The following is a 23,458-nucleotide window of genomic DNA, read 5'->3' as shown; positions in this document are numbered from 1 at the left end:
TTGAGATGGATGAGAATAAAAGCAAAGCATTACAAGCCGCGCTAAGTCAAATTGAGAAACAATTTGGCAAAAATACGGTGATGCGTCTCGGTGACAACACTGTTCAAGCTGTTGAAGCTGTATCTACAGGCTCTTTGACTTTAGATATTGCATTGGGGATTGGCGGTTTACCAAAAGGCCGTATTGTCGAGATTTATGGTCCAGAATCTTCTGGTAAAACCACAATGACTCTACAAGCGATTGCACAATGTCAAAAAGCTGGCGGTACTTGTGCATTTATCGATGCAGAGCATGCATTAGATCCACAATATGCACGTAAACTCGGTGTAGACATTGATAACCTGCTTGTATCACAGCCTGATAACGGTGAACAAGCTCTCGAAATTGCGGATATGCTAGTTCGTTCTGGCGCAATTGATATGATTGTTGTCGACTCAGTCGCTGCACTTACCCCTAAAGCAGAAATTGAAGGTGAGATGGGTGACTCTCATATGGGCTTACAAGCTCGCTTAATGAGTCAGGCACTGCGTAAAATTACTGGTAATGCTAAACGCTCAAACTGTATGGTTATTTTCATTAACCAGATCCGTATGAAGATTGGGGTAATGTTTGGTAGCCCTGAAACCACGACTGGTGGTAACGCGTTGAAGTTCTACGCTTCTGTACGTTTAGATATCCGCCGTATTGGGCAAGTAAAAGAAGGCGATGAAATCGTCGGCTCTGAAACTCGAGTTAAAGTTGTTAAAAACAAAATGGCTCCTCCTTTCAGAGAGGCTCTTTTCCAAATTCTCTATGGTAAAGGTACAAACCAGCTAGGCGAACTTGTAGATTTAGCTGTACAGCAAGATATCGTACAAAAAGCAGGTGCTTGGTATTCATATCAAGGCAATAAAATTGGTCAAGGTAAGAACAATGTTATTCGCCACTTTGAAGAGAACCCTCAAATGGCTGGAGAGATTGAACGTAATATCCGTGAACAACTGTTAACAACAGGTACTAATACTGCTCAAGTTGAAGATGAGGAAGAAGCTGATCTTTTATTAGAATCTTAATTGCTCATTCTTCATAAAACGCCCTTCGGGGCGTTTTTTTACAAGGGAATCCTAATATGTTCAAAAGAACTGAAGAACAGTCTCAACAACGAACTCCGCTTACTGGCCAGCGTTTACGCTCGTATGCATTTGCTTTACTAACTCGCCGAGACTATTCAAAAGCAGAACTTACTGAAAAATTGACTCGTTATGCTCAGAACCCAGAAGAGGTTAAGCAACTCGTTGAAGAGCTATCTGAACAAAACTATCAAAGTGATCAACGTGTTGCTGAACAAATGCTTGCTAGCCAAATTCGTAAAGGTAGAGGACCAAAACGCATTCAACAAGCTTTAAAAACCAAACAGCTTGAAAATGATTTAATTGCAGATGAAATTCATGATATTGATTGGGTAGAGCAAGCGTATGAGCTCAAAGTGAAAAAATTTGGTGAAGAAGTGGAAAAAGATCCAAAGCTTAAAGCAAAACAGATTAGATTTTTACAATATAGAGGATTTGATTTAGATGTAATTATTAAAGCAGTCCAACGGAAAGTGGACTAATAAGAAGGGTGGCAGCCCCACTAGCAAAACTTCGGCACATCATAGATCTGCTACCGTTGCTACCTTCCGGTCCTGGCGGGGTTCACAGAGTACAATTGCGAAGCCACCAGCAGGGCTACCATTGCCAGACAAAGTATAGAGATTTTTAAAAGAGTTGCAAGCCTTCTTCCCAGTTTTAAGAAAGTTTATGTTTCGATTGATTAATTCATCAGCAAAAATACATAACTTTCTATTCTTCTCTCTCCTTTATTCTTTCTTGTATCTTATTTTGGATAAAATATGCTTGAAGATTGTAAACTATTCTTGCATTTATATTGTTAGCTGTTTTAATTGCATTAACCAATTAAAACCTTAGATAGTTAAGTGAATAGTTTATATATTCCTTTCTCAAGTTGGCTTTTACATAAAATTATGGACCTATACTCATGCGATTGATGAAGCATTCTTTATTATTTATTGCCTTAATGAGCACTACCTCTCTCTATGCCAACATTCCAATTGAGTCTCGCGGTTTAAGCCAAAGTGGTGGCAATCCAAGTAACACTTCTTCTAATAATGTTTCGGTACCTAGTAATTTAAACTGGGAGTTAATGCAAAAAAACCAACAATTAGAGAATGATGTTCGTGCCTTACGTGGACAATTAGAAGAGCAATCAAATGATATTGAACAATTAAAAAAAGATTTATCTAATCGTTATACTGACCTAGATCAACGTTTAGAACTACTTAATCAGAAAGTTGATCCGGAAAGTGCACCATCAGATAATCCTGCAAACAGTGACACTCCAGCTACGACAAGCGCAGAAACCTCCACAGTAGATAATAAAGTAGTAAATGCTACTCCAACAAGCAATCCCTCCACTCCTCCTCCACAACCAGAAGCGTCTCAACCACCAGCACAAAATCAATCAAACCCAGTAGAGCTTGAAAAGGCTGCTTACACTGTAGCTTTAGATGCCTATAAGCAAGGTGGCGCAAAAAAAGCCATCGCTCCAATGCAAAACTTTATTAAAAATCACCCAAATAGTGTTTATACGGGAAATGCTTACTTTTGGTTAGCTGAATTTAATTTAGCAACTGATCCGGTAAACTACAATGAGGCAAAAAAGAACTACAATGTAGTAGCAACTCAATATCCAAATTCTAGTAAAGCTCCTCGTGCTCTTTATCAACTCTATAGCATTGCTAAAGATGTTGATAAAAATACAGCTTCAGCAAACCAATATAAAACTAAAATTTTAAGTCAGTATCCAAAATCTGAAGAGGCTAAATTTTTTAATAAATAATAATTTTAAGCAAAAAAAGACACCGCATATTGCAGTGTCTTTTTTTAATATATTGTCTTAGCGCACAATACCACGTTCTGACTGTTCAACAGAGTCAATTAATAATTGAGCTTCAGGAACATTCGGAAGAATATCATTTTTAATCTGCTCAACAGCTTGAACAGAGGTAAGCCCTGATTTAAAAATTAACTTATAAGCCTCTCTGAGACCTTGAATTGTATTTTTAGACCAACCCTTTCTACGCATTCCTTCGATATTAATACCAAATGCATGGGCTGGGTTACCAGAAGCCATAACGTAAGCTGGTACATCCTTTAAAATTAGTGATGCTCCACCCACCATACTGTAAGAATCGATTTTACAGAATTGATGAATGCCAGAATTACCACCAATAATGATGTGATCACCTATATGTACGTGTCCGGCAACACCGACATTATTCGCGAAAATATTATGATCACCAACAATGCAATCATGTGCAATATGTGTATTAACCATCAATAGGTTATGGCTTCCTATTTTAGTTAGAGCATTATCTTGCACAGTTCCTCTATGTAAACTGCAATGCTCACGAATTAAATTATGATCACCAATCTCTAACCAAGTTTCTTCACCTTGATATTTCAAGTCTTGGCAAACTTCACCAACACTTGCGAACTGGAAAATCTCATTATTTTGACCAATTTTGGTAAAACCACCCACTACGACATGTGAATGTAGCTTAGTACCCGCACCAATCGTCACATTTGGACCGATAACGCAATAAGGTCCTATCTGGACATCTGGAGCAATCACTGCAGATGGATCAATAATGGCCGTAGAATGAATTAAGTCGTGATTGCTCATGCCTGCTCTGTTTTTTGGTGTGAAATCATAATTTCAGCGGTTGTTGCTACAATACCGTCAACGGTAGCCGTACAGTTATATTTGTAGATACCGCGTTTTTGCATTACTAATTCAGATTTTAATACAAGTTGGTCACCGGCAACTACTTGTTTTTTAAATCTAACTCTTTCCGCACCAGCAAAGAGGAATAAAGAACCAGGTTTTGGTGTTTCATTGTTCATAATAAACCCTAGAACACCTGAAACTTGAGCTAATGCTTCTACAATTAGAACACCAGGCATAATTGGATATTCTGGGAAATGTCCCTGTAGGAACTCTTCATTGATAGAAACATTTTTATAACCAACAATACTATTGTCAGTAACTTCAGTCACACGATCAACCAATAAGAATGGGTAACGATGCGGCAAATATTGACGAATCGTTTGAATCTGCATTGGTAATTCAGGGATGGCAAATTTAGGTGTAGTTGACTCGGTCATAATATTCTATTTACGCAAATTAAAGGTTGATTCAAGAGACTCTATTTGAGCTTGTATATGATCAAGTCGTTTAGTGATTTGGGTCAATGGCACATCTGCTAATTGTCGCAAGCGTACAATTGTCTTTTTCCAATGACTATTTTCAAACAATCCAATTCCTGAAGAGTAAGTTCCAGCTTCAGAAATATTTTTTGTGACCATTGACATTCCTGTCAAAGTCACATTATCGGTAATAGAAAGGTGCCCTGATACACCGCAAGCCCCTGCTAGAATACAGTTTTTGCCAATTTTAACACTACCAGCAATTCCGCATTTAGCAGCAATAGCTGTATTTGAACCAATATGAACGTTATGCGCGATTTGCACAAGGTTATCAATAATTACCCCATCTTCCAAAATTGTGTTGTCGAGTGCACCTCGATCAATACTACAATTTGAACCAATACGAACATCATTACCAATAATAACTGAGCCCAATTGAGCAATGCGATGCCACTTTCCTTGATATGGCGCAAAGCCAAAGCCTTCACTACCAATTACAGTACTTGCGTGAACTCGCACACGATCAGATAATTTAGATTCACCAGTAATGGTGACATGAGCATCAATAAAACAATCTTTTCCAATTTCCACATTATCATCCAGTCGAGTATGAGACTGAATAATCGTATTATCGCCTACCACACAATTTTCGCCAATGACGACGTAATGACCAATATATGCTGTTTCGGAAATGATCGCAGAAGGATGAATTTGAGCTGTACTTTCTATACCTACCGATGTGATTTTTTTATCAAAAACATGAGTAAGTATGGCAAAAGCTAAGTAAGGATTATCAACAATAATAAAATTTTGTTTGTCAGTAAGCTGTTCTTTAATAAGGCTTGTAACAATGTACGCACCCGCACGACTAGCCTTTGCTTGATCAATATACTTTTCGCCATTCACGAAAGCAATTTGATGAGTTTCAGCATTTTCTAAACTTGCTAAGTTTATAAACTGAAGACTACCCGTACCTACTAGCTCACCATTTACGAGGTGAGCTAGTTCATCTAAACGATAATGTTGCACTTTCATTAATTTATTTCATTGAATTAACCTTTTGTATCATTTTATCAGTTAAATCATATTTAGCGTCATAGGCAACGGTTGAATTTTTATTCAAAATGAAGTCAAGATTATTTTCTTTTCGTAATTGTTCAGCTGCTTGCTTCACGCGAGTCTCAAAAGTTGAGTTCATTCCTTGCAAACTAGTTTGAACCTTAGACTGCAAACCTTGTTGAGTCGAGTTAAATTCATTGAGTTTTGTCTGATATTGCGCTTGGAGCTTTTTAATATCATCTTCTTTCATTTTTTGCCCTTGAGTTTGGGCTTGACGCTGAAGACCTTCCAACTCTTTACCCAACTGCTCAAGACGAGTTGTGGTTGGCTTAACTGATTGATTCAAACTTGCATTTTGTTGTTTCAAATAAGCACTGCTTTCGACAACTTTAGCAAGATCAATAACACCATAGCCCGCAGCGTTAGTCATAGCAGAAACTGTCAGACCTAGTCCTAACATTAATATATTTAATTTTTTCATTTAAGTTTGTGTCCTTATTTCATGTTTAGTCAAGTCGTACTTAGAAAGTACGACCGATTTCAAACTGGATCTCTTTGGTTTCATCACCAGGCTTATCATTTAGAGGGAATGCATAGCTAAGAGATAATGGTCCGATCATGGTGATCCATGTGAAGCCAACACCTACGCTATAACGCATATTACCTAAGTCGAAGCCATAGTTATCTTCACAGTATTTTTTAGCGTCTGCAATTTGCTGGCCATTCATAATCATAGAATAAGAACCAACGTCGCACTTGGTATCAAATACTTGTCCACCTTCAGCAAAAATAACTGGGCGTACTTGACGAGTCCAATCTCCTTTGAAAGGTAATGGTAAAGCGAGCTCTGTACCAAATTGCACAAGAGCGTTACCACCTACTTCCTCTGGAGAAGAGTCATCTTTTTGCTCTTCTTGTAAATTTACACTTGAATATTTCGGACCCAAGGTACTGTTATCATATCCACGAACTGAGCCATAACCGCCCGCATAGAAGTTTTTATAGAATGGCAAATCATTACCATAACCCAACTTACCATAGCCACGAAGTACAAAACCAGTATTACTAATCGGCCAGAATGCCTGAGCATCATAAGTTGCTTTTTGGTATTCAACATCACTACCCGGCAAACCAATTTCTAGACCTACACGATGTGACATACCTGAAGTTGGGAAAATTGGGCGGTTTAATGTGTTATATGACCAACCTAAATTTAAGTTGTATGTGAAGAACTCACCTTCAAATGCATTGTCATAAGTTCTTGTGCCCCCCTCCTTACATTCAGTGCCGGTGATAACACCATTTTCATCTTTTATAGGAATTTGATTCTCAATTGGGCAGTAAGTCTCTGTGCCTGTTGCTTTACCACCATTAGCCTTCAAGTAGTCACGGACATAGGTAGAAACAAAGGGACCTGTGGTTACTTTAGTATTATCAATACCAACTGAGGCACTTAAACTTTGATTTTCATCAATTGGATAACCAAAACTTAAACTACCACCAAAACTATCGGTAACGTAGTTATTAACGTTATAGTCATCATTTAGTTTCGTTTTACGATAGTAAACGTTATAACCTCGGCTTACCCCATCAATTGTAAAGTAAGGGTCAGTAACACTTAAGTTATAGTAGTCTTGAGTTTCAGAACGAGATAAATCGATCGATACACGATTACCCGTTCCCATAAAGTTAGTTTGACTCAAACCTGCCTGGAATGTGATACCACCACTTTGTGAGTAACCTACCGCTAATGTTGTAGTTCCCGAGTGCTGTTCTTCAACATTTACGTTTAAATCCACCTGATCTGGTGAGTTTGGAATACGCGCTGGTTTAATATCAACAGTCTTAAAAAATCCTGTACGTTCTAAACGAACCTTGGACAAATCAATTTTTTCATTACTGGCTAAAGCGCCTTCCATTTGACGCATTTCACGACGTAATACTTCATCGGCAGTTTTACTGTTACCTGTAAAGTTAATACGACGTACAGTGACTTGCTGACCTGGGTTTACATAGTAATTTAAGTCAACAACACCTGTGTCATTATTAATTTGCGGAACAATATTCACATCTGCAAAGTAATAACCAGCATTACCGTATTTACGCAATAATAATTGCTTAACAGCATTCACTTTTTCTTGTGAATAAGTATCACCGTCTTTATAGATTTTTAAAGCTTGTAATTCTTCAGGTTTATAAAGTGCATCACCTAAAAACTTGGTTTGACCAAATTTAAACTGACTGCCTTCCTCTACAGCAACTTCAATAAAGATGTTCTTTTTATCTTCACTAATATTAAGCTGTGAGTTATTGATATGGAAATTAATATAACCCTTATTGAGATACATAGCGCGCAAAGCTTCAAGGCTCGCTGCCATTTTCTCTCTCGCATAACGATCGTTACGCGTTACAACAGAAGCCCAACCACTTTCTTTAACTGCAAAGGCTTGTTTAATTTCGCTGTCTTTAAAAACAGTATTACCAATAATATTGATATTAAAAACTTTAGCGGCTGTACCTTCATTAAAATTTAATTTAAGTTCAACACGGTTATTTGGACGAGCGATCGTATCAACGGTTACATCAGCATCGTAACGACCCTGCTGGGTATATTGCTGCTCTAATTCAGTTTCAATTGTTTGCAAAGCCGATTTTTTGAAAACTTCGCCTTCAGCAATTCCCATTTTTTTGAGGCCTTGTTCCAATGCCTCTTTAGGAATAAGTTTATTACCCTTAAATTCAAGCTTTGAAATAATTGGGCGCTCTACGACATTAAAAACTAAAGTATCGTTATCTCTTGATGCTTTAATATCGTCAAAAAGTCCAGTGGCATACAATGTTCGAATTGCTTCTGCGATCATCGGTTCATTAACGCGATCGCCACTGTTGATTGGCAACATAGTATAAACATTTGCAGGAGTAAGACGGACCAACCCATCTACGCGAATATCTCGAACAACGAAATCATCAGCTGCATATGCTTGTTGTACCGCCGCCATAGCGCTAACAAGTGCCAAAGGCATTAAAAAATGTGTGTGCCGCATGCCAGTTTTTTCCAGTAAGTTATAAGTCCATATACGTTTACAAACGCATAAAATCATTAAATAAAGCCAAAAGCATCATACTACCGAGCAGTACCATACCAATTTTTAGACCAAACATTTGTATTTGTTCAGAAACAGGCTTCCCTCGAATAGCTTCAATAATGTAATAAACCAGATGTCCACCATCTAGCATTGGAATTGGTAATAAATTTAAAATTCCAAGACTTACGCTCATTAAAGCCATAAATGAGATAAAAGTCTGCCATCCCATTTCTGCACTTTGTCCCGCTACTTTCGCGATTGTAATTGGTCCAGAAAGATTCTCTAAACCAATTAAACCCTTAACCATTTTTACTATTGAACTCAATATCATGCTAGAGATCTGACCAGTTTTATCTAGTGACATCTCAAAAGCTTGTATTGGAGTATATTGAATTGTTTGCTTATATTCGTCAGGAATTGTAATTTTTCCTGCATCACTTTTCACGCCCAGAACACCGCTCACTTGCCCCATGTTATCCCGTTTTCCTTGAGGCATGACTTGCAAATGAACTAATTGACCATTACGCAAAACATCAATATTGAGTAATTTTTCTGGAGAGTGTTGTACTACCTCTACAACATCAAACCAGTCTTTCATTGCTTGACCATTAATTGAAGCAATACGGTCACCTACTCTCATTCCTTGACGAATTGCAGCTCCATCTTGAGTCAATTCAGTGACAACAGCTGGAATAACAGGACGATATGGTAAAAAACCTAACACATCTAAAGCTGATTCATTCTGATTTTTTAAGAAGTCTTTAATTGGTAAAACAATATTTTTCTCAGTACCGGCACGGTCTACATCAATATTTACACTACCCGTTTCACCTACACGATCAATCAAAGCAAAGTTAAGTTTTTCCCAAGTTTGCGTTTCTTTTCCATCAACCGCAATAATCTTGTCACCTACTTGCATTTGTGCAGTGGCTGCTGGTGAGTTTGATATGACTTTACCAACTCTAGTGTTTAGTTGTTCTTGTGCTGGTAAAAATAAGACCCAGAAAAGTAAAACAGCAAAAATCAAGTTAATTAAGGGACCAGCTGCAACAATTGCTATACGTTTCCATGGTTTTTGGCGGTTAAATGCATAAGGTAAATCCTGCTCTGCAACATTACCTTCACGCTCATCGAGCATTTTGACATAGCCGCCTAATGGTAAAGCTGAAAGCTGGTATTTGATTCCAGATTTTTTTGATGTCCATTTGAGTAAGGTTGGTCCAAAACCAATCGAATATACTAAAACCTTAACACCTAGTTTTCGTGCCACCCAGTAATGGCCGAACTCATGGATTGCAATTAAAGGACCAAGTAAAAGAGCTGCTGCTGCAATCATAAATAATGCGCTCATTTCAGCCCCCTATACTTGATATATATTGCTGTGCTACGTGTCGTGCTATTTCATCTTTATCTAAAATGCACTCAATATTTTCAGCAACTGAATTTTCCAATTTTTGCAAAGTATGTTCTACCACTTGTGGAATATTTGTAAATCCAATTTGTTCCTTTAAAAATGCAGCAACAGCAACTTCATTTGCGGCATTTAAAATAGTAGGTGCCAAACCTCCCTCACGCATTGCTTGACGTGCCAAATCAAGTGCTGGGAATTTTTGAATATCTGGCGCTTGAAAATTAAGCTGAGAATACTCAAATAAATTTAAAGCAGGAACATTAGTCTGTAAACGCTCAGGCCATGCTAAAGCATGTGCAATTGGCGTACACATATCTGGATTACCCATTTGTGCCAATGTTGAACCATCAACATATTGCACCATAGAATGAATAATACTTTGTGGGTGAACAACAACTGTAACAAAATGTTCAGATATTGAAAACAAATGGCACGCCTCAATCAACTCTAACCCTTTATTCATAAGAGTAGCCGAGTCAACTGAGATTTTCTGTCCCATAGACCAATTAGGATGCTTACAGGCTTGCTGAGGAGTAACTTCTTTTAATTGCTCTAAAGAATGGTTTAAAAAAGGGCCACCAGAGGCTGTTAATAATATTCTAGATACACCCTGCTGTGGCTGCCCATTTCTTTCGGCTTCTAAATAATTATGAGGTAATGACTGAAAAATAGCGTTGTGTTCGGAATCTACTGGCAATAACAACGCCTGATGATCACGTGCTGCTTGCATCATGATTTCACCAGACATAACCAAAGCTTCTTTATTCGCTAATAATACTCGCTTGCCAGCTTTTACAGCAGCCAAAGTGGGCAACAAACCTGCGGCACCAACAATTGCAGCCATAACCACATCAACATCTGGATGTGAAGCAATACTTACCAGCCCATCTTGACCAACCAGAATTTCAATATTTTGTAATTTATTATCCGCAAATAAAGCTCTTAATTCGACAACTTTTTGCTCTGGAACAACCACAACTTTTGGTTGGAACTGTTTACAAATTTCAACCAACTCAGAAATTCGGCTATGAGCTGAAACTGCAAACACTGAATACTTATCAGGATGTTGATTTAAAATTTTTAAGGTACTTTGACCAATGGAACCGGTTACACCTAATATGCAAACAGATTGTGTCATCTATAAATCTACACCAATAAGTTTTAATATATACATTCCCGTTGCAAAGATCGGGGCTGCAGCAAGTAAAGAATCAATACGATCTAAAACACCACCATGACCAGGTAGAACACGACCAGAATCTTTAATACCGGCACGACGTTTAATCATTGATTCAAATAAGTCACCCAAAACTGAACCAAATACTGTAATTAATGACAATATAAGAAACAGAATTTGCTGAATTAAAGTTAAATTTAGATAATGATATTGCACAACCAACATTATTACTACGGTCGTAATAATACCACCGTACAAACCTTCCACTGATTTGTTAGGGCTTACAGTCGGAGCTAGTTTTCTTTTCCCAAATTTGCGACCAACAAAGTAAGCACCACTATCTGCGCCCCATACGAGCAAGAACAGATACATTAACCACCATGGTGAGCTCTGCCATACTACAAAAATTGAGGTTACCGCAGCACAGACTAAAATTATGCCAATCACATACAAGGTAGCGTTATACCAGCCATCAAATTCAGGAAATGACTTAACCCAATATACACTTACAATCCAAGTCAAAATTGAAGCAGACCACAAAAGTAATGCAATATCATGGAAAAATAGGGCAACACCTGAAACAAATGCAACAAGCAGACCGTAGCACCAAGCTTTGGGTTTAACAGCATTTGCAGTTTCGTGAGGCATTAATTTATACCATTCATACCCCGCAACCCCTGCTGCAACAATCATAAGAACCAACATTGGATAATGTGATTGCGTAGCAAACATACAGCCTAAAACAACTGCAACAAGTACCAATGCGGTAACAATCCGCTCTAACATTATAAATTCTCTATTTTCTCTTGCTGAATTTGTTCAGATGTTTTGCCAAAACGACGTTCACGCCCTGAAAAAACATTCAATGCATGATCGAACTCTTTTACTGTAAATTCTGGCCATAAAGTATCCGTAAAATACAGTTCCGCATAAGCTGCTTGCCATAACAAGAAATTAGATATGCGATAATCTCCGCCTGTACGGATTAATAGGTCCACAGCCGGCAGATCGTTTAGACTGACATATTTTTCGAACAAATCAACATTTATTTGATCAGCACCAAATTCACCACGGACAACTGCTTGAGCAACCTGTTTTGCTGCATTTGCAATGTCCCACATCCCACCATAGCTGATTGCAATAGTTAGAGTCATAGTGTCATGGTGTGCTGTCTGTTGCTCTGCATCTTCCATTAAGGCAACTAAGTGTGAGGATAATCGAGAACGATCACCGATAAAACGCAAAGCAATATTAAATTTCTTCATGCGAGGTATTTGCTCATGAATACTTTCTTCCAGAAGCTTCATAAGCAGATCGACTTCATACTGCGGTCGATTCCAATTTTCACTTGAAAATGCAAAAACAGTTAAAGCACGAATACCAGTTTTTTTACAATGTTCAACGATAGGATCAAGAACATTTTTACCTTCCCGATGCCCATCACCTTTTTGCATTTGATTTTTTTTTGCAAAGCGGTTGTTGCCATCCATAATGATGGCAACATGCTTGGGAAGATGATACTCTTCTGAATCGGTCATAAAAATTAGACCTTCATCAATTCTGCTTCTTTCGCTGCAAGACGCTTGTCTACTTCTGCAACATATTTGTCAGTAATTTTCTGAATATCATCACCTGCACGGCGCTCATCATCTTCAGAAATTTCTTTTTCTTTTAGCAATGCTTTGATATCACCCAATACATCACGGCGAATATTACGAATCGCAACTTTTGCATTTTCAGCTTCATTACGCGCAACTTTTTGCATATCACGACGTGTTTCTTCTGTTAATGCTGGTAAAGGTACACGAATTGCATCTGCTGTAATCGGGTTTAAACCAAGATCACTTTCACGGATTGCCTTATCAATAGCTGAAACCATTGTACGCTCAAATGGCTGAACAACAAGCGTACGAGAGTCTTCGATACCCACGTTTGCTACTTGATTTAAAGGCACATCAGAACCGTAGTAAGGAACCATTACACCATTTAAGATTGATGGGTGTGCACGGCCGGTACGAACTTTAGCAAACCCTAGTTCCAAAGACTCTAGAGTTTTTAACATACGCTGTTCGCTGTCTTTTTTCAGATCGTTAATCATATGATCTACCTTACTTATTTATTCAAAGATATATTTAACAAATTTAATTTAGCGCTAGTATAAAGAGCTTTAGGTAACACGTACATTATTTAGTAACGCGCGTCCCTTCTTTTTCACCCATTACTACTGACAATAACGCACCTGATTTATTCATATCAAAAACTTGTAATGGCACATTATGGTCTCGACATAAACAAATAGCAGTCAAATCCATAACACCAAGTTTTTCATCTAACACCTGATCAAAGGTTAAATGATCGTATTTAACAGCATCTTCAAATTTACTTGGATCTTTGTTATAAACGCCATCTACTTTAGTCGCTTTTAAAATTAAATTCGCTTCAATTTCAATTCCGCGTAAACATGCCGCTGTATCCGTTGTGAAAAATGGATTTCCTGTACCCGCAACGAAAACACAAACTTCACCTTGGCTCAAATGACGGATAGCATCACGACTTGAATAAGACTCTACTACCGTACCAATTGGCAATGCAGACATAAGACGAGTTCTGATATTACGACGAACTAGAGCATCACGCATAGCTAAGCCATTCATTACAGTTGCAAGCATACCCATTTGATCGCCTGTTACACGACCAACTAGGCCATCTTTTTGCAACTGACTACCACGGTACAAATTACCGCCACCCACAACGATACCCACTTGTACACCCAAGCCAACCAAGTGTGCAATTGAAAGGGACATATGATCTAAAACTTGGGCATCAATACCCATGTCTTTATTACCTGACAATGCCTCACCAGATAATTTTAATAGAATACGTGAATAACGAGGGCTAATTGTTTCCGCCATGACTTTGCTCCAAAACCTCTTAAACTGAATGCTCTTTAATATATTTCGATTAAACCGATTTAATTTTAATTAACTTTGCAAATAAATCGTATTCATCCGCATCGGTAATTTCGACTTCCAACATATCGCCCGGTTGAATAGTGTTCTTATCGATATCTTCTACAAACACATTACCGTCAATTTCCGGAGCATCAGCATAAGAACGTGCAACGGCAACAGGATATTCATCTTCTAAACTATCGACCAAAACAGTCATCGTTTGACCAATACGTTTTTGCAATCTGGCAGCAGAAATTTCTTGCTGGACTTGCATAAAGCGCTCGTAACGCTCTTGTTTAATTTCTTCTGGCACATGATCTGGCAAATCATTTGCCGTTGCACCTTCTACTGGTGAATAGGTAAAACAACCCACACGATCAAGTTGAGCTTCTACGAGCCAATCAAGTAACAGCTGGAAGTCTTCTTCAGTTTCACCTGGGAAACCCACCACAAAAGTAGAACGGATCACAAGATCAGGACATTTTTCACGCCACAACTTAATTTTTTCTAGTGTATTTTCACTATGAGCCGGACGCTTCATTAACTTAAGAATACGTGGGCTTGCATGTTGGAATGGAATATCTAGATATGGCAGGATTTTACCTTGTGCCATTAAATCAATTACCGCATCCACATGTGGATATGGATAAACATAGTGTAAACGCACCCAGATGCCTAATTGGCCTAGAGCTTCACACATATCGAAGAATTTTGTCTTAACAGGCTGACCATTCCAAAAGTCAAGTTTGTACTTGGTATCTACGCCATAAGCTGATGTATCTTGAGAAATAACCAAGATTTCTTTAACACCCGCTCTTTTAAGTGCAGCAGCTTCTTCTAATACACTACCGACTGGACGAGAAACCAAGTCACCACGCATACTTGGGATAATACAGAAGGTACAACGATGGTTACATCCTTCAGATATTTTTAAGTAAGCATAATGCTTTGGTGTTAATCGAATTCCTTGTTCAGGAACTAAGTCAACAAACGGGTTATGTTTAGGTGGTGCTGGTACATATTCATGCACAGCTTCCATCACATCTTGATAAGCTGCTGCACCAGTAACCTTTAAAACGTTTGGATGCATTTGACGAATTTTATCTTCGTCTTTACCTAAGCATCCAGTAACGATCACTCGACCATTTTCACTCATGGCCTCGCCAATTGCATCTAGCGACTCTTGTACCGCAGATTCAATAAAACCACAGGTATTAACAACTACTAAATCAGCACCATCATAATCTGATGCAACTTGATAACCTTCAGTCTTTAACTGAGTTAAAATTCGTTCAGAATCTACCAATGCCTTAGGACAACCTAAAGAAACAAAACCGACTTTGGGGGTCTTCATGAATCTGCGCTCCACTTGAATGCGCGTATTGTATGTCTTTTCTTGTCTCAAGCATAGGTGGAAAGCCTACTCTTTGTGTAATGCACCAAAATACAACCAACATTTGCACCAAAACTCACCTTTGCACCAATTTAGATCATGTTATTATCTAAACTTGAGCCATCCGCTTTGATCAAAAGATATAAAGAACGATTTCAGCGCGTTTTTAAGTACCTTAAAACTTTAAAATAACCCATAAACAAAGTTGGCGTATATTTTGCATCGTTCATGTTCTATAACGGTGAAAATCCGATAACCAAGAAGATGCCATTGCGCTATTTTAAGACAGGAACGATTCGCTAATGGATCAACACAACCCTATCGACTATCGCCTATTGGTAGACAATTTAACTACTGCGATTTTATTAATCGATAGTAACTTGAATATTTTTTATTTAAATTCAGCCTGCGAAGCACTATTTGACATTAGTTTGCTCCGTGCTTCAGGACAACCCGTTTTAAACTTGCTTCATGCCCCTGACGATACTTTTAATACGCATGAAGCTTTATTGAACACCATAAAAACTGGACAACCCTATACGCGCCGAGAAGCTGTCATTAATGTCAACTTTAAAGACCTCCATGTGGATTACACAGTTTCTCAATTAAATGCAGGTAAAAGCTACCATCCATTACTGTTGATCGAACTTAATCCAATTGATCGCATGTTAAAGATTTCAAAAGAAGAAAATCTAGTTCAACAGCATCAAGTCGCTAGGCAGCTCGTACGTGGTGTTGCACATGAAATTAAAAACCCACTTGCAGGTATTCGGGGAGCAACCCAGTTACTCGCTCGCAGTTTAAATGATAAGACTTATGCAGAATTCACCGATGTCATCATTAATGAAGTAGATCGTTTAACTAACTTGGCTGATACCATGTTAGGTTCTAGACAACTACCAAGCTATGAAAATGTTAACGTACACGAACCCTTAGAACGAGTACGCTCTCTTATTGCAAACCAGACAAAGAAGAAAATCAAAATTATACGTGACTATGATTTGTCATTACCGGATGTTAATGCCGATCGAGATCAGTTAATACAGGTCATGCTCAATATTAGTGTAAATGCAATTCAAGCCATTACAGAAAACAAAGCATTTTTTATAGATCAGGAACCAGAGTTAATTCTACGTACGCGAATACAGCGTCTTGTCACGATTAATGGTGTACTGAATCGATCCACCGTTCGGGTCGACATTGAAGATAATGGACCAGGCATTCCTGAAAGTATTTTGGAGTCAGTGTTCTATCCATTGGTTACTGGACGAGCAAAAGGTACTGGGCTTGGCCTGAGTATTGCACAGAATATTATGCATCAACATAACGGAATGATTGAATGCCAATCTGTTCCTGGAAAAACTATTTTTAGCTTATATTTACCTTGGGAGTCAGACCGTGTCGCGAAATAAAATATGGGTTATTGATGATGATCGCGCCATGCGATGGGTATTGGAAAAAACCTTTAAAGAAGAGGGTTTTGATGTTACCAATTTTGAAGAAGCTCAAACTGCGCTTGAACGTTTGCATCATGACGCTCCCGATGTCATTTTAACTGACATCCGCATGCCTGGGATTGATGGGTTAACTTTTTTATCTAAAGTCAAAAACACTCATCCAGATTTACCTGTCATTATTATGACTGCACACTCCGATTTAGAATCTGCTGTTTCAAGCTATCAAACAGGTGCATTTGAATATTTACCAAAGCCATTTGATATTGATGAAGCTTTAGCTTTAGTAAATCGTGCAATCCTGCATATCAACAAGCTACAACAGCAAGAAGCTACAAAAACAGCTTTACCTCTTCAATCAACAGAAATTATTGGTGAATCTCCAGCAATGCAGGAGGTTTTCCGCGCCATCGGCCGTTTATCTCAATCTCATATTACCGTTTTAATTAATGGTGAATCAGGTACAGGTAAAGAATTAGTTGCGCATGCTTTACACAAACACTCCCCACGCCGTGCTAAGCCTTTTATTGCTTTAAATATGGCTGCAATTCCAAAAGACTTGATTGAAACCGAGTTATTTGGTCATGAAAAAGGCGCTTTTACAGGAGCAAACACCCAGCATCAAGGCCGCTTTGAACAAGCAAATGGTGGAACACTATTCCTTGATGAAATTGGTGACATGCCATTTGAAACACAGACTCGACTACTTCGTGTCCTTGCTGACGGTGAGTTCTATCGTGTAGGTGGACATATCCCAGTTAAAGTTGATGTTCGAATCGTTGCAGCAACGCATCAGGATTTAGAAAAACTGGTAAATGAAGGTCGCTTCCGTGAAGACTTATATCATCGCTTAAATGTGATTCGCATTCACATTCCTAAACTTGCTCACCGTAGCGAAGATATCCCAATGCTGGCTCAGCACTTTCTTGCGCGTGCAGGTAAAGAGCTTGGCGTAAGTCCAAAAATCTTACGTACCGAGACAACAGACTATATGCAACAGTTGCCATGGCCCGGCAATGTTCGACAACTTGAAAACACATGCCGCTGGTTAACTGTAATGATCACCGGGCGTGAAGTGTATCCAGAAGATTTACCTTCTGAACTCAAACAGGTTCCATTGCAAAAGAATACTGATGCTGGACAACCTGCCCCTTCATTTGAACGCATTTCTTTACACCATTGGGATGAACTGTTAAACCAGTGGGCAATTCAAAAGCTTAAGAATGGTGAAATGAAGATTTTGGATATCGCTACACCAATGTTTGAACGCACCTTAATTAACGCTGCTTTACAACAAACACGTGGACGCAAACGCCATGCTGCAGAATTACTGGGTTGGGGCCGCAACACTCTAACTCGCAAGTTAAAAGAACTTGGAATGGATTCTGCTGACGATGATGAAGAAGATGAACATAAGGTTACCCAAACTGAAGCCTAAAAAGCTTATTACCTAAATTAAAAGCGGCTAAGGTTGTCTTAGCCGCTTTATTTTTTTATTAAATTTAAAAATGAACATCAGGTTACATCATTAGAGCACCCTAAAAATAGATCTAACCAACTATTTTATATAAGTTAATTTTAAAGTTATTTTATTTAGTGTTCAGCAGTTGATCTAAAAAAATAGTGATGACCATCCTTAAAGATAGTTTTGCTATACTAAATAAGCAAAGTTAGTCGTTGTTATTAAATTTTATGCATGATTCAGTCCTTGAGTCACATCATTCAGTATGTGAAAAACCTCAAACACGCCGCGGTATTGAACGTCGTTTAGCTCTTCTGTTAAGCGCGACCGAGCTGTTCTTGGAAAAAGGATATGATGCCGTTTCACTTGATGACATTGTTAATCATGCTGGTGGCTCTAAGGCTTCTATTTATAAATATTTTGGCAATAAAGAGGGGCTTTTTGCCGCTATTTGTGATCATAAACGTGAAATGTTTTTTAAAGATGTATGTATTCCATTCCAACCAGAAAAAAGTACTTTAAGAGAATATCTTATTCAAACACTCAATCGTGTTTATGTTCACATTATTCAACCCGAACATGTTGCTTTTTTACGACTTATTATCGAACAGACCGAGTGTAATACTGTGCTCATACAATACCTATATGACAAATGGGTACACAATTTACAAAACACGCTTACCCAAGCATTAGAGTCTGCAGATAAATCAGGGGAAATTACATGCAATTCTCCCTATTATTCTTCACTCATGTATTTTGGGATTTTACGCGATATTGAATGGCGTATGATTATGGGTATGCCTGCTCTACCAGATGAGAAAGAAGCTATTGATTATATTGAATATTGCGTAGATATCTTCCTCAAGGGCCACCATAAAGTCTAATTCTTTTGCATTTTAAAATGCTTATAGTATAGTAGACTTCTTTTTTTCCACATCCACCCAGCCAACAACAGATAATTGTTGTATTTCCTAACAATTATTATGGAGTAGCTACATGGCTCTAAGACATTTCCTGACTTTACGTGATCTATCCACTCTAGAACTTAATCGCATTTTAGAACGCGCAAGCGAGCTTAAAAAAATGCAGCATGACAATAAGGTATTCCAACCTTTTGTTGGTAAAGTATTGGGAATGATTTTTGAGAAATCAAGCACGCGTACACGTATCTCTTTTGAAGCAGGCATTAATCAATTTGGTGGTAGTGCGATTTTTCTATCGCCTCGCGACACACAATTAGGTCGTGGTGAACCGATTGAAGACTCAGCACGTGTAATTTCAAGTATGCTTGATATTGTGATGATTCGTACTTTCGGTCATGACATTGTTGAACGTTTTGCATCGTATTCAAAAGTTCCTGTTATTAACGGTTTGACAGATGACCATCATCCTTGCCAGTTACTTGCAGATTTACAGACTTATAATGAACACCGCGGTAGCATTAAAGGCAAAACTGTTGCTTGGATTGGTGATGGCAATAATATGTGTAACTCATATATTGAAGCTGCACACATGATGGGCTTTAAACTCAAAATTGCATCGCCGAAAGGATATGAGCCTAAACCTGAATTTCTAGCAGAGTTTGGTCATTGTGTTGAAGTTTTTGACAATGCAGAAGACGCTGCTGTAAATGCTGACCTCATTGTGACAGATGTATGGGCAAGCATGGGACAAGAAGAAGAACAGAAGCTTCGTGAAAGAGCCTTTGCTGCTTTTCAGGTCAATGAAAAATTAATGGGACTTGCTCATCCTGACTGTTTGTTCATGCACTGTTTACCTGCCCATCGTGGTGAAGAAATTTCTGAAACAATGCTAGACCATAAAAATGCAGTGGTGTGGGATGAAGCCGAAAACCGCCTACATGCACAAAAAGCCTTGATGGAATTTTTATTAAATGAACATCTGAAATAAGCTTAATTCCTTTCTTTAAAAACAGCACTTTTATCGTGCTGTTTTTTTATTTTCTAAATTACTTCTTTTGTTTAGTATAATTTTTTTAATATTCTTGTTTAGGCTGATGAATATATAAGCAAGCCGTATTTTATCTCTCATATATAATCGTGTATAACATTGAACACAATAAGCCAAACTCACTCTTGCTGAGTACGATCATGACCACTCTTGAACAATCATTAGCTCAAATCCCTACTTTTTCTGTTATTCATGAGCACTTATTTAGTTCAGCTCAACCCTCAATCGAACAACTGAAACTGATTAAAGAATATGGTTGCAGTACAGTCATTAATCTCGCTTTAAGTAACGCACCAAATCATATTGAAAATGAAGATCGCATTTGTTTAGACCTCGGTTTAAATTATATCCATATTCCAATTGATTGGGAGACTCCATCTGCCGAGCAATGTTTATTGGTACTCGATCTCATTGATCATTTAGTCCAGAATGAAATTGTCTGGATTCACTGTACTAAAAACGATCGCTCTAGTTGCCTCATGTATGTCTATAGACAGTTTTATATGAATATGGACATGCCTACTTCTCAAGATTTACTCCATGAAATTTGGGAACCTAATGAAACTTGGACAGGTCTTATTCATAGCATTACCTTACAGCTACAAGGCCGTAAGGCAACTCTAGAGCTTCAACAGTCTTTGCAACAGGTCGATCACTTAGTGTGATGAGAGACTAGAACAGTTGCTGTAGCTAAAATACCCTCTTGACGACCGGTAAACCCAAGTTTTTCGGTTGTCGTCGCTTTAATACTGATTTGATTAACATCTACATTTAAAACATCAGCAATACTTTGACGCATTTCTAAATTATGCTTAGCTAATTTGGGACGCTCACAAGCCACCGTAATATCAGCATTATTTAACTGATAACCGCGATCCAATATGAGTTGGTAAACATGCTTTAACAATACTCGACTATCTGCGCCTTTGTATTCTGGGTCAGTGTCAGGAAAGTGTTGTCCAATATCTCCGAGTGCCAAAGCACCTAACAAAGCATCACACAGAGCATGAAGAACCACATCGCCATCAGAGTGTGCTTTCAAGCCATGTGTATGTGGAATTTGAATGCCGGCCAATGTAACGAAGTCCCCCGCTTCAAAGGCATGTACATCCATTCCTTGTCCAATGCGAATTTGAGCAACCATAACTATTACCTTCCATAAAAACTTAAGAAATCTTGTATTCAGCCTTTCTGTTTCGCTATAGTACACCTAGCAAAGTAGACTGAAAGTATAAGCGATCATGCTGTCTAATACTGATATGAATCAATTGAAAAGATTAAGTTTTGCCGTGACACTGAGTTGTTTGTGTTCATCTCTTGTCTTTGCAGAATCAATAGACTGCTCCAATTCTGGAACTGAGCTTAAAATCTGCTCAAAAACATTTAGTGACTCGAAGAAACAACTCGATAATAAATATCTTTCCGCATATTTAGTTACTGATGCCCCCTTACAGCTTTTACAGGATACACAAAAGTTATGGTCTAAACATACTGAGCAATGCAAGAGTAATACATGCGTTCAGCAACAGTTTGATTTACGTACTGATGACCTAAATTTTTATGCATCACTTAAGCAAACGCTTACCCAACATTATCTTAAGTTTGAAAATGGACGTATAGCTGCACAGCCTGTTCACATTCAAGTCCATCAGCTTGCAAAGGATAAAATCAAGATTGAAGGAATCGCATACCGCAATCCAAGTAACCGTAAAGAAACTCAAACGATTTCCCTAATGGCCTATAGTTCACCTGAACAAAAAAGTGAAATTTTAGACAATGAGCACAACTGTAAATATCAGTTTAATTTTCAAAAAGCTTTACTTAATGTGAAAACCCAACAAAAAGGCTGTGAGCGGTTTAGTGGAATCTACCGACTATATGATTAATACGTAAAATAAAAGCCAGTGTTTAAACACTGGCTTTTTACTTTCTAGACCGGATATTTTTGAGCAATATCCTGACCCACTAAAACTGCTGTCGCCGCAGACAAAGTCCAACCTAAGTGCCCATGTCCGGTATTATAGAAAATACGCGGTTGTTTAGACTGCTTCACCACAGGCAGCATATTAGGCATCATAGGTCTTAAACCCGCCCAAGGCACCACATGCTCGGTTGAAATATCGAAATTACGGTTTACCCAATTCACCAATGGTTGAATACGATCAGCCCGTATGTCGCGGTTGTAACCATTAAATTCAGCAGTCCCTGCCACGCGCAACCGATCTTTACCTAAACGAGAAGTCACGATTTTAGCACTTTCATCTAGTAAACTTACCCATGGTGCATTCTTCACACTTTGCTCATCTTTTAATTGCACAGTAATTGAATAGCCTTTTACGGGATAAACATTTACTCGCTCACCAATCATATCGGCGAGTTGATAACTCCCTACACCACCACAAACCACAAGCACATCACCTTCGATCTGGATGCTATCGGATTCAACAAGATAAGGATGCTCTGTACTTGGCTGACAACTTACAATCACTTTGTCTGGATGACACTTAATATCTGTGACTTCCAGACCAAATTTATACTCAACACCGTATTGTTTAGTCTTTTCAGCCAAAGAGGTTGAATATTTATGAATATCCCCCGTTGCATCACTTGGTGTGTAATAACCACCAAAATACTCACCCGTTAACGATGGCTCTATCGTTTTCATTTCATCAGGTGAAACTGAATAGCGCTCTAATTTGCCTTTATTCAAGACATCATTGACTTGTTTAGCAATCTCGTAGTCAGCCTTACTATGATACATATGAAGAATGCCACGTTTCTCCAAATCAAACTGAAGTTGCTCTTTTTCTGCAACTTCAAACAAGCGCTTACGAGCGAGTAATGCCAATCGGACCGTCTCGATCGTATTAGCTTCATAGTGTTTAATATGGGATAAGAACTCAACCAGCCAACTATACTTATGCAAACTAAATGAAGGATTCAGTAATAGCGGCGCATCTTTTTGTCTCATCCACTTAAAGCCCTTAACTACAGTGGCTTTTTGGTTCCATACTTCGGCGTTACAAGCCGATAATTGCCCTCCATTGGCAAATGATGTTTCCATTGCAGGATATAGATGTCGATCAATCACTGTGACTTGATAACCCAGTTGCGATAATTCATAGGCAGAGGTAACCCCTGTGATTCCCGCACCTATCACAATAACATGTGGCATAACAGACTCCTCAGAAATGCAAAACATTTCATCAGTACAGCCCATCTGTCATTGGTACCTGAGAGTTTCGAC

The 23,458-nt window shown here is 38.4% G+C and carries 23 protein-coding genes and 1 other RNA gene; 9 read left to right on the top strand and 15 right to left on the bottom strand.

What is annotated here, in order from left to right; all coding sequences use genetic code 11:
* Positions 1–5 precede the first annotated feature (5 nt).
* Positions 6–1,052, top strand: coding sequence for a recombinase RecA (gene recA / locus HL290_RS03630; protein ID WP_005040004.1), 1,047 nt, complete (start codon positions 6–8; stop codon positions 1,050–1,052).
* A gap of 56 nt (positions 1,053–1,108) precedes the next feature.
* The gene (locus HL290_RS03625) at positions 1,109–1,591 is read left to right on the top strand and encodes a regulatory protein RecX (RefSeq protein ID WP_056480607.1); all 483 of its coding nucleotides are present in this window, start codon (positions 1,109–1,111) and stop codon (positions 1,589–1,591) included.
* Between the two features lie 15 nt (positions 1,592–1,606).
* On the opposite strand, the gene ffs is transcribed toward HL290_RS03625, so the two are convergent.
* Positions 1,607–1,703, bottom strand: an RNA gene (gene ffs / locus HL290_RS03620) — signal recognition particle sRNA small type.
* Positions 1,704–2,016: 313 nt separating this feature from the next.
* Between ffs and HL290_RS03615 the strand changes: the two genes are divergently transcribed.
* Positions 2,017–2,877: a YbgF trimerization domain-containing protein gene (locus HL290_RS03615; RefSeq protein WP_198495618.1), complete on the top strand. Its 861-nt coding sequence runs from the start codon at positions 2,017–2,019 to the stop codon at positions 2,875–2,877.
* A gap of 57 nt (positions 2,878–2,934) precedes the next feature.
* Here HL290_RS03615 and lpxA read toward each other — a convergent pair whose 3' ends face one another.
* The 12 genes from lpxA to rimO form a co-directional block, all read right to left on the bottom strand.
* Positions 2,935–3,723 carry an acyl-ACP--UDP-N-acetylglucosamine O-acyltransferase gene (gene lpxA, locus HL290_RS03610; RefSeq protein ID WP_003652175.1) on the bottom strand — a complete coding sequence of 263 codons (789 nt, stop codon included), beginning with the start codon at positions 3,721–3,723 and terminating at the stop codon, positions 2,935–2,937.
* Positions 3,720–4,205 (bottom strand): 3-hydroxyacyl-ACP dehydratase FabZ, encoded by a 486-nt coding sequence (fabZ, locus tag HL290_RS03605; protein ID WP_003652176.1) that lies wholly within the window; start codon positions 4,203–4,205, stop codon positions 3,720–3,722. The genes lpxA and fabZ overlap by 4 nt, the downstream gene beginning before the upstream one ends.
* Positions 4,206–4,211: 6 nt before the next feature.
* Positions 4,212–5,282 (bottom strand): UDP-3-O-(3-hydroxymyristoyl)glucosamine N-acyltransferase, encoded by a 1,071-nt coding sequence (gene lpxD / locus HL290_RS03600; protein ID WP_198495617.1) that lies wholly within the window; start codon positions 5,280–5,282, stop codon positions 4,212–4,214.
* 4 nt (positions 5,283–5,286) lie between these two features.
* Positions 5,287–5,787 (bottom strand): OmpH family outer membrane protein, encoded by a 501-nt coding sequence (locus HL290_RS03595; protein WP_004643108.1) that lies wholly within the window; start codon positions 5,785–5,787, stop codon positions 5,287–5,289.
* Between the two features lie 40 nt (positions 5,788–5,827).
* Positions 5,828–8,305 carry an outer membrane protein assembly factor BamA gene (gene bamA / locus HL290_RS03590; protein WP_413784446.1) on the bottom strand — a complete coding sequence of 826 codons (2,478 nt, stop codon included), beginning with the start codon at positions 8,303–8,305 and terminating at the stop codon, positions 5,828–5,830.
* A gap of 82 nt (positions 8,306–8,387) precedes the next feature.
* Entirely contained in the window at positions 8,388–9,743 is a 1,356-nt protein-coding gene (gene rseP / locus HL290_RS03585) for an RIP metalloprotease RseP (protein ID WP_198495615.1), read from the bottom strand.
* Between the two features lies 1 nt (position 9,744).
* Positions 9,745–10,941, bottom strand: coding sequence for a 1-deoxy-D-xylulose-5-phosphate reductoisomerase (gene ispC / locus HL290_RS03580; RefSeq protein WP_198495614.1), 1,197 nt, complete (start codon positions 10,939–10,941; stop codon positions 9,745–9,747).
* Positions 10,942–11,766 (bottom strand): phosphatidate cytidylyltransferase, encoded by an 825-nt coding sequence (locus HL290_RS03575; RefSeq protein WP_198495613.1) that lies wholly within the window; start codon positions 11,764–11,766, stop codon positions 10,942–10,944.
* Positions 11,766–12,518 (bottom strand): polyprenyl diphosphate synthase, encoded by a 753-nt coding sequence (gene uppS, locus HL290_RS03570; RefSeq protein ID WP_198080010.1) that lies wholly within the window; start codon positions 12,516–12,518, stop codon positions 11,766–11,768. Before uppS ends, HL290_RS03575 begins: the two co-directional genes overlap by 1 nt.
* Before the next feature lie 5 nt (positions 12,519–12,523).
* Positions 12,524–13,078 carry a ribosome recycling factor gene (gene frr / locus HL290_RS03565; protein WP_003652184.1) on the bottom strand — a complete coding sequence of 185 codons (555 nt, stop codon included), beginning with the start codon at positions 13,076–13,078 and terminating at the stop codon, positions 12,524–12,526.
* Positions 13,079–13,163: 85 nt separating this feature from the next.
* On the bottom strand, positions 13,164–13,892 hold the full coding sequence (gene pyrH / locus HL290_RS03560) for a UMP kinase (RefSeq protein ID WP_003652185.1): 729 nt from the start codon (positions 13,890–13,892) through the stop codon (positions 13,164–13,166).
* A 49-nt stretch (positions 13,893–13,941) separates the two neighbouring features.
* Complete coding sequence (gene rimO, locus HL290_RS03555; RefSeq protein WP_080027282.1) at positions 13,942–15,285, bottom strand: 30S ribosomal protein S12 methylthiotransferase RimO; 1,344 nt, start codon at positions 15,283–15,285, stop codon at positions 13,942–13,944.
* 341 nt (positions 15,286–15,626) lie between these two features.
* Between rimO and glnL the strand changes: the two genes are divergently transcribed.
* The 5 genes from glnL (at position 15,627) to HL290_RS03525 (ending at position 20,876) form a co-directional block, all read left to right on the top strand.
* On the top strand, positions 15,627–16,736 hold the full coding sequence (gene glnL, locus HL290_RS03545) for a nitrogen regulation protein NR(II) (RefSeq protein WP_003652188.1): 1,110 nt from the start codon (positions 15,627–15,629) through the stop codon (positions 16,734–16,736).
* On the top strand, positions 16,723–18,216 hold the full coding sequence (glnG, locus tag HL290_RS03540; RefSeq protein WP_005039979.1) for a nitrogen regulation protein NR(I): 1,494 nt from the start codon (positions 16,723–16,725) through the stop codon (positions 18,214–18,216). Before glnL ends, glnG begins: the two co-directional genes overlap by 14 nt.
* 254 nt (positions 18,217–18,470) lie before the next feature.
* The gene (locus tag HL290_RS03535; RefSeq protein ID WP_005039977.1) at positions 18,471–19,124 is read left to right on the top strand and encodes a TetR/AcrR family transcriptional regulator; all 654 of its coding nucleotides are present in this window, start codon (positions 18,471–18,473) and stop codon (positions 19,122–19,124) included.
* A 112-nt stretch (positions 19,125–19,236) separates the two neighbouring features.
* Positions 19,237–20,151, top strand: a complete 915-nt coding sequence (gene argF, locus HL290_RS03530) for an ornithine carbamoyltransferase (RefSeq protein ID WP_003652194.1) — start codon at positions 19,237–19,239, stop codon at positions 20,149–20,151.
* Between the two features lie 200 nt (positions 20,152–20,351).
* Positions 20,352–20,876: a protein tyrosine phosphatase family protein gene (locus tag HL290_RS03525; RefSeq protein ID WP_004643117.1), complete on the top strand. Its 525-nt coding sequence runs from the start codon at positions 20,352–20,354 to the stop codon at positions 20,874–20,876.
* Here HL290_RS03525 and ispF read toward each other — a convergent pair.
* Positions 20,864–21,355: a 2-C-methyl-D-erythritol 2,4-cyclodiphosphate synthase gene (gene ispF, locus HL290_RS03520; RefSeq protein WP_003652198.1), complete on the bottom strand. Its 492-nt coding sequence runs from the start codon at positions 21,353–21,355 to the stop codon at positions 20,864–20,866. The two genes, HL290_RS03525 and ispF, sit on opposite strands and share 13 nt — an antisense overlap.
* 97 nt (positions 21,356–21,452) lie before the next feature.
* Here ispF and HL290_RS03515 point away from each other — a divergent pair, with 97 nt between their 5' ends.
* Positions 21,453–22,097: a hypothetical protein gene (locus HL290_RS03515; protein ID WP_004643120.1), complete on the top strand. Its 645-nt coding sequence runs from the start codon at positions 21,453–21,455 to the stop codon at positions 22,095–22,097.
* Between the two features lie 44 nt (positions 22,098–22,141).
* On the opposite strand, the gene HL290_RS03510 is transcribed toward HL290_RS03515, so the two are convergent.
* The gene (locus tag HL290_RS03510) at positions 22,142–23,386 is read right to left on the bottom strand and encodes a D-amino acid dehydrogenase (protein WP_198495612.1); all 1,245 of its coding nucleotides are present in this window, start codon (positions 23,384–23,386) and stop codon (positions 22,142–22,144) included.
* Positions 23,387–23,458: the final 72 nt, after the last annotated feature.

The organism is Acinetobacter sp. AC1-2 (assembly GCF_016124155.1).
GTDB classification, from domain to species: domain Bacteria; phylum Pseudomonadota; class Gammaproteobacteria; order Pseudomonadales; family Moraxellaceae; genus Acinetobacter; species Acinetobacter calcoaceticus.
Note: the sequence above shows the minus strand (reverse complement) of the source record. Positions and strands in the feature narration are given on the sequence as shown.